Annotated in this window: 16 protein-coding genes; 11 read left to right on the top strand and 5 right to left on the bottom strand. The window is 48.4% G+C overall.

Features of this window, described 5'->3' with window-relative positions:
* Window positions 1-61: 61 nt before the first annotated feature.
* Both ACYCS5_RS08710 and ACYCS5_RS08705 read right to left on the bottom strand, forming a co-directional pair.
* Entirely contained in the window at window positions 62-1,189 is a 1,128-nt protein-coding gene (locus tag ACYCS5_RS08710) for an SGNH/GDSL hydrolase family protein (protein WP_165148700.1), read from the bottom strand.
* A gap of 257 nt (window positions 1,190-1,446) precedes the next feature.
* A complete protein-coding gene (locus ACYCS5_RS08705) occupies window positions 1,447-2,160 on the bottom strand; it encodes a GT-D fold domain-containing glycosyltransferase (RefSeq protein WP_165148703.1) in 714 nt (237 codons plus the stop codon).
* A 215-nt stretch (window positions 2,161-2,375) separates the two neighbouring features.
* Here ACYCS5_RS08705 and ACYCS5_RS08700 point away from each other — a divergent pair, with 215 nt between their 5' ends.
* From ACYCS5_RS08700 to ACYCS5_RS08680, 5 genes are read left to right on the top strand one after another with little or no spacing between them, the layout of a single operon-like run.
* A complete protein-coding gene (locus tag ACYCS5_RS08700; protein WP_029518347.1) occupies window positions 2,376-3,083 on the top strand; it encodes a glycosyltransferase family A protein in 708 nt (235 codons plus the stop codon).
* A 19-nt stretch (window positions 3,084-3,102) separates the two neighbouring features.
* On the top strand, window positions 3,103-4,083 hold the full coding sequence (locus tag ACYCS5_RS08695) for a polysaccharide biosynthesis protein (protein WP_165148706.1): 981 nt from the start codon (window positions 3,103-3,105) through the stop codon (window positions 4,081-4,083).
* Between the two features lie 2 nt (window positions 4,084-4,085).
* Complete coding sequence (locus ACYCS5_RS08690; protein WP_165148875.1) at window positions 4,086-5,429, top strand: nucleotide sugar dehydrogenase; 1,344 nt, start codon at window positions 4,086-4,088, stop codon at window positions 5,427-5,429.
* A complete protein-coding gene (locus tag ACYCS5_RS08685; RefSeq protein ID WP_459760940.1) occupies window positions 5,422-6,297 on the top strand; it encodes a class I SAM-dependent methyltransferase in 876 nt (291 codons plus the stop codon). Before ACYCS5_RS08690 ends, ACYCS5_RS08685 begins: the two co-directional genes overlap by 8 nt.
* Entirely contained in the window at window positions 6,294-7,409 is a 1,116-nt protein-coding gene (locus tag ACYCS5_RS08680; protein ID WP_459760939.1) for a tetratricopeptide repeat-containing glycosyltransferase family 2 protein, read from the top strand. Before ACYCS5_RS08685 ends, ACYCS5_RS08680 begins: the two co-directional genes overlap by 4 nt.
* Here ACYCS5_RS08680 and ACYCS5_RS08675 read toward each other — a convergent pair.
* Window positions 7,401-8,279, bottom strand: a complete 879-nt coding sequence (locus ACYCS5_RS08675; protein WP_459760938.1) for a DUF72 domain-containing protein — start codon at window positions 8,277-8,279, stop codon at window positions 7,401-7,403. The genes ACYCS5_RS08680 and ACYCS5_RS08675 overlap by 9 nt on opposite strands.
* Window positions 8,280-8,533: 254 nt before the next feature.
* Here ACYCS5_RS08675 and ACYCS5_RS08670 point away from each other — a divergent pair, with 254 nt between their 5' ends.
* From ACYCS5_RS08670 to ACYCS5_RS08650, 5 genes are all read left to right on the top strand, one after another.
* Window positions 8,534-9,319 carry a class I SAM-dependent methyltransferase gene (locus tag ACYCS5_RS08670; RefSeq protein WP_165148715.1) on the top strand — a complete coding sequence of 262 codons (786 nt, stop codon included), beginning with the start codon at window positions 8,534-8,536 and terminating at the stop codon, window positions 9,317-9,319.
* Between the two features lie 22 nt (window positions 9,320-9,341).
* The gene (locus ACYCS5_RS08665) at window positions 9,342-10,352 is read left to right on the top strand and encodes an MBL fold metallo-hydrolase (protein ID WP_029518354.1); all 1,011 of its coding nucleotides are present in this window, start codon (window positions 9,342-9,344) and stop codon (window positions 10,350-10,352) included.
* A gap of 75 nt (window positions 10,353-10,427) precedes the next feature.
* Complete coding sequence (locus ACYCS5_RS08660; RefSeq protein WP_029518355.1) at window positions 10,428-11,063, top strand: NAD(P)-dependent oxidoreductase; 636 nt, start codon at window positions 10,428-10,430, stop codon at window positions 11,061-11,063.
* Window positions 11,064-11,308: 245 nt separating this feature from the next.
* A complete protein-coding gene (locus tag ACYCS5_RS08655; protein ID WP_029518356.1) occupies window positions 11,309-11,947 on the top strand; it encodes a TetR/AcrR family transcriptional regulator in 639 nt (212 codons plus the stop codon).
* Window positions 11,948-12,052: 105 nt separating this feature from the next.
* Window positions 12,053-12,844, top strand: coding sequence for an SDR family NAD(P)-dependent oxidoreductase (locus tag ACYCS5_RS08650; RefSeq protein ID WP_165148718.1), 792 nt, complete (start codon window positions 12,053-12,055; stop codon window positions 12,842-12,844).
* Window positions 12,845-12,986: 142 nt separating this feature from the next.
* Here ACYCS5_RS08650 and ACYCS5_RS08645 read toward each other — a convergent pair whose 3' ends face one another.
* Together ACYCS5_RS08645 and ACYCS5_RS08640 are read right to left on the bottom strand one after the other, a co-directional pair.
* A complete protein-coding gene (locus ACYCS5_RS08645; protein ID WP_069011036.1) occupies window positions 12,987-13,424 on the bottom strand; it encodes a GNAT family N-acetyltransferase in 438 nt (145 codons plus the stop codon).
* A 69-nt stretch (window positions 13,425-13,493) separates the two neighbouring features.
* Window positions 13,494-14,051, bottom strand: coding sequence for a phosphatidylglycerophosphatase A family protein (locus tag ACYCS5_RS08640; RefSeq protein ID WP_069011037.1), 558 nt, complete (start codon window positions 14,049-14,051; stop codon window positions 13,494-13,496).
* A 152-nt stretch (window positions 14,052-14,203) separates the two neighbouring features.
* On the opposite strand from ACYCS5_RS08640, the gene ACYCS5_RS08635 reads away from it, so the two are divergent.
* Entirely contained in the window at window positions 14,204-15,262 is a 1,059-nt protein-coding gene (locus ACYCS5_RS08635; protein WP_069011038.1) for a GerMN domain-containing protein, read from the top strand.
* Window positions 15,263-15,290 lie beyond the last annotated feature (28 nt).

The following is a 15,290-nucleotide window of genomic DNA, read 5'->3' as shown; positions in this document are numbered from 1 at the left end:
CCTAGTTGTTGTAATTTCCTTTATGAGCGTGTTCTACAAAGTTGATCGTGCTTCTCGGATTCTATTTCTTAAGAATCTCTCGCAAATACACTGTCAACTCATCTGCCGCTTTGGTATGGGCGGGGAGCCCGGGATGGCTGCGAGACCCTATCGTTTCTTCCGTCGTGTTAGGCAGTTGGAATACAGACACATTCCCATCCCTCGTTCTTTTCTTGTATGCATCTACTGATCGGTAGATTGAGGGCATCATAGGAGTATCCAGCATCCCATAGGCCCATACAATATGAGCCGCAGGATTGCAATTCCGAAGCTTGACAAGAAAACATTCGATAGCGCTTTCAAAAGCTTGTAAATCTTCTTCATTGAATGTGCCGTCCTCGTTCAAGCGTTGCTTGTACACTTTACCGCTTGCTGGGTCCGTCCATGCAGGAGAATAAAAGGCTCCCCCGTCATTAGTCCCCAAATTCACTACGACCACGTCCGGCTGCCATGAGGTAAAATCATGATCTGAAAATGCCCCTAATGCTTCATTTCTCTCACCGGTCAGCACACCACATATCTGTTCATAATATGCCGGTATGTTCGTATCGGGATTATTATCCCAGCCCGTTAGGACACCCCAGCCGCTTTGTGAAAACACTCGGTAGTCCGCATTTAGTGCTTCGGCTGTTATGGCTGTATAATTGCGTAGTGCTGTGAACAGCATGGGAACCCAGTCTGTCTCGTCCTTCGCTCCAATCGTTCCTTCTCCCGAGGTAATGCTGTCACCGATAAATTCCACCTTGAGGGGCTTATCAGTGACCGGTAGCAATTCTCCGTCAACCTTCAGGGCATGAATTTGCAACAAGCAGTGCGGGTCCGAACTCATAGGCTGGACATCCTTGACCACACGGACATTTTTGACTGTATCAGGGTTTAACCCTCTCAAAAGACAGATCCAATGCCGTCCTGCAGTCACCATCAGGCGACTCATCGGGACACCATTGATGACAATACTGATCCAGGGCTCATACACCTGGTAATCGGCCTCAATTTCAATCCACAGCTCTGAGCCTTTGATATTCAATTCAATGCCACTGCCTGTCCAAAATAGAGTAAGCGGTGTACGTGTTTGCGTAGTTCGACCATGAACCTTTATATGCTTTGCTTTTGTAAGTGTGTATGTCTTCAATCTCTTGTTATGTGACATTTTAACACCCTCCTCATGGTTTTTAATGAATGCTAGTTTCTGTAATATTGTAAAAGAAGTGACAGGAAATCTCAAATTCTATTTCTAAACAAGCAAGGGCTCAAAGCTTTATATGGATTATCCTTTTTGATCACGCTTTAGAACCACATATGATATCAAAAAGGCACCAGCAAAATTGAAATTTGCTAGTGCCTTTTCGATATACGGAGCAAAGATTACTTGCTAAGTGGATTTTTTCACAAATATTATTTTATCTATTAATTAGCTTTGCCGAACATGACGATATTAGTCGCCTTGCCGAAGTCTATACCTACTTTGCCAGTGATTTCTGCTGTTTTTTGTGCTAACACGACTGCATTGACACCACAAGAGAACAGGGCAATGTCAAAGTCATCTTTGTGTGCTGCGATCCATTGGAGTGTTTCAGGCATTTGTTCATATTGATGAAATGCCAGCGTGTGCGCGATATGCAGCTTGTACGGATCAGCCTCAAGAACAGGCTTTACTTCAGCGGCCGTCCGGGTGACCAGCAGAATGCGTCGATTTTTCAGCATGTCCCAGAAAGCGGGTGTCCCAGCCAAATACCGATTCAGGCAGGCGTGGCAGGTCAGCGGGGGGGAAAGAGCATAGTGAGCAAAGACCTGATCGGTCAGCTCCCGCTTCATATAGGATGGTGCTTTAATAGATTCGTCATCATATGGCAAAATGCCAGTAATGCTGGCTTTGCTCACTGCCTCAGCCACCGCGTCCCGTAGCTCCGTATTTGGTAGAAACAGTCCCTTTTGACCGAGATTAGCTTTGACCGCCCAACGTTCCTGTAACACCTTTTCCATCGGCCAGACGGTATCCTGCGCCAACACCAAATTTTCACCATCTCCAATACGAATGAGCGAAAAGGACTGGTGCTGATCGAGTGCTAGCTTCAAACGCTTCAGTACCTCGTCCATCTCCAGATACTTTGGATTCGTCATATCATGTTTCCTCCCTGTCGTTCCTGCTTGTTCAACTTTTCAGATGGAGTAAAAAACTTTGTATTCTATCATATGTCGAAAGCGAAAAGGTTTTTGTATGAACGGCTATTCTTTTTGGATTCTACCTATTTTTACAAGATTCGTTGTATCTGTACGTGCCGTTTCAGGAGCGTCTTCATAACTTGAGAGAAGACGGTTGAAAGGGAGGAAGATCAATGAATCGCAAGGTTGTAATTGAAATTAATTTTAATAACTATGGGATGAATCCCAACCGCCTGACACGTGAGTGGATCAGCGAGCGACTGGATATATTCAGAACCTTTACGCTGCGTAGTTTACTCAGTCAGACAAATGCGGATTTCCTATCTGTCGTCAAGCTGGCGGGCGGATGCAGTGACATCGTGGAAGAGGAGCTGGCCCGACATGAGCCCATTCCCGACCACATCCGTTTTGGTACGAGCATCGAAAGTAAACGTCGTATCCATGCGTACATCGAAGGTGCGGACGAACTGCTCATTGCTCGAATAGATTCCGACGATTTGTATCACCAGTCCTTTGTACAACAGTTGCATGATTACAAGTTTCAATCGGAGACGGTTGCGCTGGTGAACCAGATGGGTTACCTGTGGGATGCGGTTGAGGGGCAGATGGCACCGGTGTTTCACCGTTCGCCTTCTTTTTATGTGTTTCGCTATCAAGTGGAAGATTTTCTGAATGATTACCGTGTGGTCATTCCTGGAAAGGGTACGCACGGATATGTAACGGAGCTGCCGCATGAGATCATTCCACTTCGCAACTATGTGAACGTCATTCATGCTGCCAATACTTCGGTGAAAAAAGTGCCGGCGAAGGATCGGCTGTCAGAGAATGAAATGAATGCTGTGCTGGCAGAATTTCTGGGAACAGGCATTGCCAATTCGTAACGGTCAGGAGGAGATTATATTGTTCAAAGGAAAAAAACTGCTGGTGACCGGAGGAACGGGATCTTGGGGGCAACGCCTAACCGCTGAATTGCTGAAGGAGGACCCGGCGGAGATTCGTATTTTCTCACGCGGTGAATTTGCACAGATTGCCATGCAGCGGCAATTTCTATCGGATCCTCGCCTGAATTTCATGATTGGAGATATTCGAGATCTTCAGGCATTGCAGGAGGCATGTCGCGGAGTGGACTATGTATTCCATTTGGCGGCATTAAAGCATGTCCCTGTGTGTGAGAGACAGCCGGAAGAGGCTTTCAAGACGAACGTACACGGTACGGAAAACGTGATCCGGGCCAGCATTGAGCAGGGAGTCGCCAAGGTAATTGATGTCTCTACAGACAAGGCGGTAGATCCGGTGAATGTATATGGCATGACGAAGGCGATAGGTGAAAGACTGATGATCCGCGCCAACACTTTAAGTGAGCGTACTCGCTTTGTGTGTATACGCGGCGGCAACGTGTTGGGGACGAGTGGAAGTGTCGTGCCCCTGTTCAAGCGCCAGATCGCGGATGGGCAGGATTTAACGCTGACGAGCCCAGATATGACACGCTTTTTCCTCACGCTCGGAGAGGCGATTGGCTTGCTGCTGAAGGCTTCTGTCACGGCGGTTGGGGGAGAGACGCTAGTGATGAAAATGAAGGGCTGCAATATTGCAGATCTAGCAGAAGTGATGAAAGAACAGGCGGGGCAGCCTGCGTTGAAAGTAAAGGAGATTGGTATACGTGGTGGGGAAAAGCTGCATGAGGTGCTGATTTCGCCCTATGAGGTGCCGCATACGTATCGCTATGAAGATCGCTATTTTGTTATTCTTCCCCAGCAAGCAGACAAGCGCTTACTGAGCCAATACGGTGGATTGGAACGAGTGAGCTTCAATCAATATCGCTCGGACGATGAGTTAATGGATCGCGCTGGAATTGCTGAGCTACTGCGAGGCATGGAGTAACGATGAAAGAGGTGGGTATTTTGCAGCTTATGGAAAAAATAACTAAAGGAACTGTAAAGGTTGCGGTAATCGGCCTCGGTTATGTAGGGCTGCCCATGGCAGTGGAAATGGCAAAGGCTGGTTATAATGTATATGGTGTGGATTCCGATCCCGTCAAAGTAGCCAAGCTGCTTCAAGGAAAGTCGTACATCATAGACATTGGTGATGATGCATTGGAAGGTCTGATCGGGCAGCAATTGCATCCGGTTACGGATATCAAGGTACTGGAGCATGCGGATATCGTCGTGATCTGCGTGCCTACGCCACTGACGGACGGACACCAACCGGATACGTCCTATATTGAAACGGCTATTGATCAGGCTATACCTCATTTGCGTAGACAAACACTGTTGATTCTGGAAAGCACCACCTATCCGGGAACGACCGAGGAACTGATTCGACCGGTGATAGAGCAGCGCAGGGGCTGGACGGTAGGTAAGGATTTCTATGTGTGCTTCTCGCCGGAACGTGTGGATCCGGGTAGCGTTCATTTTAACATTCGCAACACACCCAAGGTGATCGGCGGTTGCACGCCGGATTGTCTGGCAGTGGGAGCAGGGTTTTATGGGTCCTTTTTGGACCAGATTGTTCCGGTAAGCTCGACGACCGTGGCGGAAGCCGCCAAGCTATTCGAGAATACGTTCCGCAGCGTCAACATTGGAATGGTCAATGAGTTGACAGCCGCCTGTGAGAAAATTGGCATCAATATATGGGAGGTACTGGATGCAGCGGCCACCAAGCCATTCGGCTATATGCCTTTTTATCCGGGACCTGGCATCGGGGGGCACTGTATCCCGGTTGATCCGCTATACTTGTCATGGAAATCCGAGCAGCATGGTTTTCCATTGGAATTCGTGGACTTGGCAGATCGCATGAATCGGCGTATGCCGCTGTATATTGCGGAGCGAATTGAAGCTATGCTTGCTCAGAAAGATAAAGCCATAAACAAGGCCAACATCATTCTGGCAGGTGTGGCCTACAAAAAGGATATTGATGATGTTCGCGAATCCCCGGCTCTTGTCCTGTTCGAGCATTTAACTAAAATGGGTGCTTCGGTTAGCTTCACCGACCCGTATGTATCGAGTTTTAAGCTGAACGGTGAAGAAATCCCATCTCGGACGGCAAATGCCCAGCTATGGGAAAGTGCAGATATCGTAGTCATTACGACAGACCATTCTGTGGTGAACTACCAACAGTTGGTCGACCATGCCCCGCTGGTCTTCGATACACGTAATGCGACTGCACATTGCACAGGTGGACATGTCGTGATCTTGGGGCATCCCGGAGGGGGCGCCGCTGTTGGCTAACCGTGATCAGGTAAACGAACGTTATTACGGGCAGATTAATTCGGAGGAATCTCATGAAGCCACCCGCAATAGAATTCACTGGATTTGTCGCCATGTACAGGGTCATACGGTGTTGGATGTTGGGTGCAGTCAGGGCATAACGGCTATTTTGCTCGGGCGGGAAGGCTTTGAGGTAACGGCTATTGATTTGGAAGAGGGCAGCATTTCTTATGCAAAAAAAGAACTTCGTCAGGAATCCGCACCCATACGGGGACGAGTCCACTTTCAGTTAAAGGACATTTCACAATTTGAGCGTCCTCCCGGTGGCTTTGACACCATTATTTTAGGGGAGATTTTGGAACATTTTGCGCATCCCGACAACCTGCTGGCTCATGCTTACCGCTTGTTGAATAAAAAGGGTACGCTCGTCCTGTCTGTACCTTATGGTTACCATCCGTTTCATGATCACAAGCGGACTTACTATGCCGGGAGCCTCTCCCGTGTGTTGTATCCTTATTTTGATGAACAAGCGTTGGAGGTGCATCACAAATATTTGTGCTTTGCAGGCCGCAAGAAGTCGAAAGAACTGCGTGAGGTCAAACCAGAGGCAGCGCATCTGAATGAGTGGATGAAACTGGACGAGGAGCAATTTCGACTGGTGGAGCAGCAGCATGTTCGCAAAATGAATCAGCGAAAGGCCGCACTCGACAAGGCGGTACAGCGAATCCGGTATATGGAGGAACAACTTTTGCCGATGGAAAGGTATGCACGTGTCGAACAGCTAGACAAGACGCAGGCTGAAAGGAGAGGTGCATATACTGCTGGCGAGTCTACCGGAAAAACGAGGGGAGAATCAGCCAAAGGTAAAGGGGATGACGTGAAGTCATGACTGAGCATCCACTGACCATCAGCTTGTGCATGATCGTAAAGAACGAGGAGCACACACTTACCCGCTGTCTGGATTCGGTCGCAGACCTGATGGATGAAATCATTATTGTGGACACAGGGTCGACGGATCAGACGAAGACGATAGCGGCCCGCTATACGGATCGGCTATATACATTTGAATGGAAGGATGATTTTGCAGCCGCCCGTAATGAATCATTTGACAAGGCGACGTGTTCCTACGTCATGTGGCTGGATGCGGACGATGTGCTGCTGGAGCCGGATCGTGAGCGCCTGCGTGCCTTGAAGCAGCGTTTGTCTAAGGATATCGACGCAGTGGTGATGCCACTTCATTTGGCAGAGGGGGAGCAGGGTGAACTGTTGTTCACCTCACGCCGTATCCGTCTCGTGAAGCGTGAGCGACAATACCGCTGGGAAGGGCGTCTGCATGAGGATCTGGTGATACCTCAGGGGCAAATCGTTCATTCAGATGTGGCAATAACTCACCGCCGAATGCAAGACCACACGCTCCGTAACCAACGTATTCTCGCCCGGTGGATCAGCGAAAGCGGCAAGCTGGAGGGGCGTCTGCTGTATTTGCACGCCAATGAATGTTTTGACCGTAAAGAATATGCCGAGGCGGTAGAGGCGTTCAACCATCTGTTGGAGGAGCCAAGCGGCTACCGTGAGGATCGGATTACCGCTTGTGCGCGGTCGGCGGAATGCTATCTTCACCTTGGGAAGCCGGAGCAACAGCTGGATCGTCTGTTACGTTCCTTTCGATACGGTGTGCCGCAATCAGACTTGTGCTGCATGATCGGTGACTGGTTTTTCACAAGAAACGAATGGAGCACTGCCGCGTACTGGTACGAAAAGGCATTGGAGCAACAGCATCACCTTCCGGGTATGCGACCTGTTCCACTACCATGCTACTCCTGGTTACCTCATGTGCGGCTCAGCCATTGCTATGCCCATGTAGGTCAGCTGGACGCTTCGTATGAGCATAACCAGACCGCTTTACGCTATTTACCTGACGACCCGCATTTACTGGATAATGCACGCAAGCTCAAGGAGGCTATCTCCAACTCCTCACCCTCAGCCCGTTCCTCAAAATAGTTCAAGCTGTTCCGGCCCGTTATCCTCTTCGTGTGGCTTGCGAGGGGGAAAAGGTTTAGGGTCCATGCCAAGCATGGTCATGAGTTGCTTGGCATTAGCAGCGGCGTCTCCACCTGAGTTGTTGTTGAAAATAACACACACCTCGCGGCTTTGCTGCTCCAGCTCCAGCAACCTGTCTCTCCATTCGGTCAACTCTTGTTCATTGTACCGATACAGATAACGAACCTCCCGCCAATTCGGTGCAGAGCTTTGATTCCAGCCCGATATGTTCCGCCCGTGGAGACGTACGATTGTCAGATTACCGTCTGTAGCCAACGGCACAATGGGAACCGACCCTGGTCCTGCCTGCGGCTCGTCGCATACGCTGTGTATCCAGCCTTCTTCACGCATGAATGCCAGCGTTTGTTTCCGAAAATCGGGTGTGAACCAGCTTTGATGTCTGAATTCAAGTACGGATGGGACCTCTCCCATCCTATTTTTTGTGTCTCGCAGTACAGCGACATTCTCACGTGTACAGTCGAACCAGGGTGGGTACTGAAACAGCACGGCTTTGAGCTTGCCCGCTTCGTGAAGAGGCTTTATCGATGCATGCAGTGCTTCGTACATGGCATCTATTGTTTTGAAGTAAGGTTGCTTGCCGCGGGTATGTCCAGTCATGCCTTGGTAGGCTTTGACGAGAAATGAAAAAGAGTCAGGGGTTTCCGCCGCCCAGCGTGCCATACGATCTGTGGGCTGCACCGCATAGAAAGAGCTATCCATTTCTACTACCGGAAAATGGCTTCCATAGATACTTAGTTTTTGGTTAGCTTTGGTACCCGTTGGATACAAGTCATCGTGATCGCCCCAACCCGTAAGTCCAATTTGAATCATAATTTCCCCGCTCCTTTCCTTCATGAAAACTTCTAAAGGCGTTCCCATGAATCATTTTAATGATAAAATGGGGTGAATCACATGAAGTTGGTATGAAGTTCCTATGAATATTTAAGCTCAAATACGGTTATTGTAACATGTTTCCTTATTCAGGATTTTGCAAAACCCTTATTCGTAATGCTTTTGAGTTTCCAGTTTGAAAAAGCTAATATAGTATGTAATAGAGCGAAATGAGTTCATGGAGGAGAAACGATATGGCAGAATGGTACGAGCAAAGCTTTGGGGAAGATTATTTATTGGTATACAAGCATCGCGACTTTCAGGGAGCCTATCAGGAAGTGCAAAAAATGATCTCCTGGCTTAAATTACCGCAAGGCTCCAGCGTATTGGATTTATGTTGTGGGATGGGACGTCATTCGCTTGCGCTCGCAGATGCAGGTTATCAGGTGACAGGTGTGGACCTTTCCAATGTGCTGCTGAGAGAAGCTCGTGCAGCTGATTCCGAAGGACGGGTAAGTTGGCATCAAGGGGATATGAGAGAGGTGCCGCTGGATGAAAGCTATGACGCGGTGATGAATTTGTTCACCTCCTTTGGTTATTTTGAACAGGATGAGGAGCAGCTTAAAGTGCTAAAGGAAATATATCGGCTGTTGAAGCCGGGAGGACGCTTTATCATAGATTATTTGAACCCTGCTTACGTAGCCGCTCATTTGGTACCGCATTCGTCGCGGGAGGATGAAGGGAATTGGATTGAGGAGCATCGGGTCATTGAAGATGGATTTGTGAAAAAGAAAATTGCGATTCGGTCAGCTGCATCCGTTACGGGCACTGAGGCAGCCTCTGCTCTGGGCACGACTCCTACTGAGGGAGAACCTGCGCGCGTGTATCATGAACGAGTGAAGCTATATCCATATGAGAAGTTTCGTGGATTGCTAGAGCAAGCCGGACTATCTGTAGAGCAGGTACACGGAAGCTATAATGAAGATCAATATATTGAAGATGCTTCGCCTCGAATGATTTTTGTCGGCGTGCGGGCTTGAAACAGAAAGGCGGGTGGAAGCCATGAAAATGCCAGAGCTTACACCGTGTGAGCGAATAGACGGAGGCTTTCAGGTCAAAATATCCATGTCCTTTCCGCTGCGCTGGGTGAATAGCTATGTGCTCAAGGGAGAGCACGGTTTTACAATTGTAGACCCGGGGCCGCGCAATATGGACACCGAGGCAGAATGGGCGCATGTCTTCCACCAGCTGGGAATGTCCTTTGGGGATATTTCGGACATTGTGGTCACTCATCATCACCCCGATCATTACGGATTGGCGGGCTGGATGCAGCAGCAAAGTCAGGCTCGTGTACATATGTCAGCCCGAAGCCATAAGGAAGCGATGATGATGTGGGACGCTCCAGAATCGACGGTCGCTATGGAGAACAGGCTTCCCAGCTTTTTTGTCCAGCATGGTTTTCCTTTGGAGCAAGTGCCGGCCTTGGAATTACATATGCGGCAGGCTTATTTGCAAGTGAATCCACAGCCTGAGATTACCGTTATTCCTACCGGCATAGACGCTCGTCTGGAATGGGGTGGACGCAGTTGGCTGCCCGTCGAGACGGGAGGGCATGCGCCCGGACATATGTCCTTATATGACCCGAATAGCGGTGTTATCCTCTGCGGTGACGCAGTTTTGCCGCAGATTTCTCCTAATATCAGTCTGCTGCCGGGCAGTGATGCCCAGCCGTTGAAGTCTTATGTAGACGGCTTGCAGCGTCTAGGTAAGCTGGAGGTAGCGTGGGCATATCCGGGGCACCGCAATCCGTTTGGTTATTTTCGGGAGCGGACGCAAGCGTTGCTGGCACATCATGAAGAACGACTGGAGAAATTTCAGCAGCTGATCCAACCGGAGGGAAGCACAGCCTATGAGCTGTGCATTGCCATGTTCGGTGGCAAGCTGGGTATTCACCAGCTAAGGTTTGCCATGTCCGAGACGCTGGCTCATCTGGTGGAGCTGGTGCGCCGTGAACGGGCCTCTATGAGCGAGACGAACCCAATCACGCGCTTCTATCCCTTTTGCCGTCAATAGTCACGGAAAGTTGACCAACAAGTGACATAACGAAACAACATGACAAGCGGCATGCATGCCGGAAAAGAGGACTTTATGAATTTGCTGCTGCTGGGAGCTACCGGACGCGTAGGACGGTATATATTAGATTATGCGTTAGCGGACGGTCATACCGTTACGGTCCTTGTTCGTTCACCGGACAAGTTGGAGGATTACATACCTGGATATGGGAATCAGCTGCAAATCGTACAAGGCGATGCCACTAATGGAGAGGACGTAGCACAGGCGCTGAAGGGTGGGGCGACGACTGTGATCAGTGCGCTGAATACGGATGGAACGACTACCTTATCCGTTAATATAGCCCTGCTGATCCGGCTCATGCAGGAACAGTCCATTTCTCGGCTCATTACGGTAGGAACGGCAGGAATTTTGCAAAGCCGGACCGAACCGGACCTGTATCGTTACGAGTCCTACGATACCCGACGACGCAGCACTCGTGCGGCCCAGGAACATCGGCGAGTGTACGAATTGCTGCGTGAATCGGCACTAGACTGGACAATCGTATGTCCAACCTATCTACCGGACGGAGCGCGGACAGGTATTTATCGCGTGGAAAAAGATTTTTTGCCTGAAGGTGGCTCACAAATTACCACCGCGGATACGGCTGATTTTACTTATTGGCAATGCAAGAGTTACGAATTTATCCGTACACGGGTAGGTATTGCCTACTGATCGTGAAACACCCAACATAGCTTCATTTTTAAGCAATCAACCAGAGCACGGTAAGTGTATCTACTTATTGTGTTTCTTTTTTTATTTGACAAATACTCAGGCTTAGAATACTATGATTCTTAACGGAAACACCGTTTCCCGAAAGTCTTGTGTAGTTCTTTAATTTATTATAGTAGCAACAAGCAACAGTTTTTAATAAGCCAGGATTTTGCAAAATCCTCAAGCAAAAGGAAGTGCATTCAATCATGTCCGAGCCATCGCCTCCCTATAAAACCTATTCGGAAGTGAAGCAACAGCAGCAGCAATTGCTACGTAAAAATGTCATCGATGCCGCATGCATCCTTCTTGTGGAAGAAGGGCCTGAGGCTGTGACCGTACGGCGAGTTGCGCAGAAATTAAGCTGTTCCACCAAGATCATTTACAATATTTTTGGCAGTAAGGATGGTCTTGCCAATGAGATGTACCTGGATGGATGTCGGCTATTGGCTGAAACCTTCCAGCAAGTACCTGTTACCGAAAGCGTACTCGCTGATCTGGAAGCTCTATGCTGGGCGTACTGGGAATTTGCACAGCTCCATTCAGCCTATTATAAAATGATGTTTGGCGGGGCATTGTCTGATTTCAAGCCGGATGAACAGAGCTTGGAGGGGACCACAACGGCACTGTCACGAATTCTGCAAACCGTCATACACGCTATGGAGCAGGGAGCATTGAAAGAGCATGATCCGTTGCTGGTTGTCCGGATGTTTTGGTCTGCTTTACATGGGGTCATACATCTTCAGTTTGCAGGTCATTTTTCAGATGTAGATATGGCTCAAGGGGTGTATGCATTTACACTGAAGAATACGCTCGTAGCATTTAAAACATCCTCATCCCCATCGTAAAAATGAAGTGTACTGAGGTCGTCATAGTAGATGACTTCAGTTCATTATAGAGTAGTGGTAACAATGTTTCTAGAATAAAACAACGATACTGTGGAGGTTATCATCATGTTTATGTACGCAAACAAAACAGCTCTGATCACAGGGGCATCATCCGGTATTGGCGAGGCATTTGCCTATTCGCTCGCAGCTAAGAAATGTGACCTCATTTTGGTAGCTCGGAATGAAACCAAATTAGAAGCGCTGGCCAAGGAGCTCATAGCTAAATATAACGTAAAAGCAACAGTGATTGCGCTGGATCTTTCCACACCCGGAGCATCCCAGACATTGCATCAGGAGGTTCAAAAACAACAGCTAAAGGTAGATCTCCTGATTAACAACGCGGGTTTTGCCACCTATGGATACTTTGAGCAGGTTTCAGGAGAACGACAGCATGAGGAAGTGATGCTCAATGTGGCTGCTTTAGTCGACATCACACATGCATTTATGCCTGATTTATTGCGTAAGCGGGATGGGGGGCTCATCAATGTTTCTTCCACAGCCGCATTTCAGCCCGATCCTTATATGGCCGTATATGGAGCAACCAAAGCATTTGTGCTTTCTTTTACTGAAGCGCTATGGGCCGAAAATCGGAAACGGGGGCTTAAAGTTTTGGCCCTTTGTCCAGGCTCAACAGAAACGCCGTTTTTTGATATTGTTGGCGCAAGTGAAGCGTCAATTGGAATTAGGGAAACTCCCCAAACCGTTGTGAAGAACGCGTTGAGAGCATTTGAAAAGGGACGTAGTCACATCATTTCCGGTCGCCAAAACTATTGGGTAGCTCAGGTGTCCCGGTTCTTCTCTCGTCAATCCACGCTGGGAATTGTAGAACGTGCACTGCGTCCACAAAATGGATTGTAATTTATGAATGAAGGTAATCTGAGCTTGAAATGTTAGAATGGCAATGAATAAGCTGTGAGTATTATGCACCGGGTCTGATCGTTTATAGCTCGACTTGAATCAGACCCGGTGTTCCTATTTGTATAGATCAAGCGCTTAGATCCTATTCTAGTCCTCGGGAATATAGTAAAATTCCATCCCGTTTCTCCCAGCCATTAGCTGACCAGAAGCGTTGACCCCCTGCGTTATGCTCCATCACAAACAGATGACATTTATCAATGCCTTCTCTCAGCAAAGCAGATAACGCTTTATCCACCAATCTGGGCGCGATCCCTTGACCACGATGTGCTGCAGCTACACCCAGATGATACAGAAACCCCCTGCGACTATCGTGGCCCGCTAAAATCGTGCCTATGATGTTTCCGTTGTACTCACAGACAAAGCTAAGTCCTTCGTTCCGTTGTAAAAAGCGTGCAATTCGCTCCGGTGAGTCGGCCTCGCTTAATCCCAATCCGTCTAAGCCATTCCACAGCTCAATGGCTTGATCATAATCATTAGCCTGCATCGTACGGAATGCATACCCTTCAGTAATGTTTGCCATGTCTAGTTCTCCTCTAACCCTTATATATCTGTTATATTCCCACGCGTTGTTTGTTATTTAGCATGTTGTTTAACGTGTTGTATTCGGTGCGCTTTCTTCCCCAAGCTCCTGCTCACGCTCTGCCTGTTTGCGATGGGCGATACGGCTGCTGGCCGAAGCTGCGATAGCGCCCACAATGTCGTCCAGGAACGTATGGATCGGCCCGAGGCTTTTATCATTCAGGCGTTCCAGCACACCTGGTTTGAGTTTATCGACATAACCGTAATTGGTGAATCCAATGCTGCCGTACACATTTACAATGGAAAAGGCCAGAATTTCATCCACCCCGTATAATCCCTCATCATTTTCAATCATATCCTGCAATGGGGGAAGAAGAGCGCCCTGTTCTGCAAGGATATCCAGTTGGATGCCCGTGAGCACGGCATTTTGAACCTCGCGCTTCATCAGTACCTTGTCCACATTCTCCATACATTCTTCCATCGTTAGGGTTGGGTAATATTTTTTCTGTAAAAGCATGACCAGTTCTGCGATTTCAGTCATGTTAACGCCACGCTTGTGCAGCCACTCGCGGGTGGCATCAGCTACCTTTTTACTGTTCAGGCTGTAAGGTACTTTTTTCTTGTCCATAAAATTGAAGTTACCCTCCTCGTATAGATCCTGATTTCTACTGCAATTATGACCAGTGTGTCCAGTCTGCTGAAAAAGTAGTTATTTTTTACGCGAGGCTTGTATACATATTAGTACAATCTGTACAAAATTGTTAGGGAGGAACTTCACTTATGAATATAAAACACCCATGGCGTATGACCTCTGTAGCTGGACTGCTATCCCTACCCCTGTTGTTGTCAGGCTGCAGCCTTTTCGGCAACGAATCGGCATCCATTGACCCCCCGCCGTCCACGACAGAGCAGTCCATGATTAAGGCTGTAACCGGAAAAGCACCTGCCAGTACAGGGCAACTGAGGGCTGTTTTTTTGCAAGATCATAACGGTTTGCTGGCCCCGGTATCTTTACCGATGGCTACAGGGGATGTACAGGCAGATGCCAAGTCGGCGCTGGAAGCCCTGGTTGAGGGGGGGCCGTATGCCGGATTATTGCCAGAGGGATTTAAAGGTGTAATTCCCCAAGGCACGGAAGTGAAAAGTGTGACAGTGGACAAGAACAACAAGCTGGCTGTTGTCGAATTCAACAAATCTTTCGCCAACTATAAGCCACAGGATGAACGAAAATTAATGGAGAGCTTGACCTGGACCCTGACCGACCGTCCTGATATTGAGAGCGTACAGATCTGGGTGGAGGGCAAAAAGCTGAACGAAATGCCTGTTGGCGGCACACCGCTGGATCATCCGTTGACACGTGCAGTAGGTATTAACTTGGAGATTGGTCATGGCGTAACACCACTGGATTCTAGTCCAGTCACTGTGTATTTCTCTTCATCTTCTCCTGCTGGAGTTCAATACTATGTACCTGTAACACGGTTGGTCAGCCCTGAAAAAGATCGTGTCCAGTCAGCACTGCATCAATTGATTCAAGGGCCGCAGACCAAAGATGGGTTACAAGAAGTGATGACAGGAGAGACGGCACTGAAATCGGTAGAACGCTCCAAAGACAACGTCATTACGGTATCGCTCTCGGATGATATGTTCGCTAAGGGAGAAGCAGTGCCTGCTGAATTTTTGGAATCGGTTGTGCTGACAGCGGCAGACAATTCAGATGATGCAGTCAAAACAAAAATTCGGATTGAACTGAATGGTGAAAAAAGCGTGATTGGACAAAATAATCAAAATTATGGAGAGCCTGTAGCCAAGCCGCAGCATATTAACGAAATCCCTCTTTAAGGGCGTGTTCAAAAGTCGGCTTTTCAGG

Source organism: Paenibacillus sp. SEL3 (genome assembly GCF_054602585.1).
The sequence above is the reverse complement of the archived record's forward strand: the minus strand, read 5'-3'. Positions and strand labels throughout refer to the sequence as shown.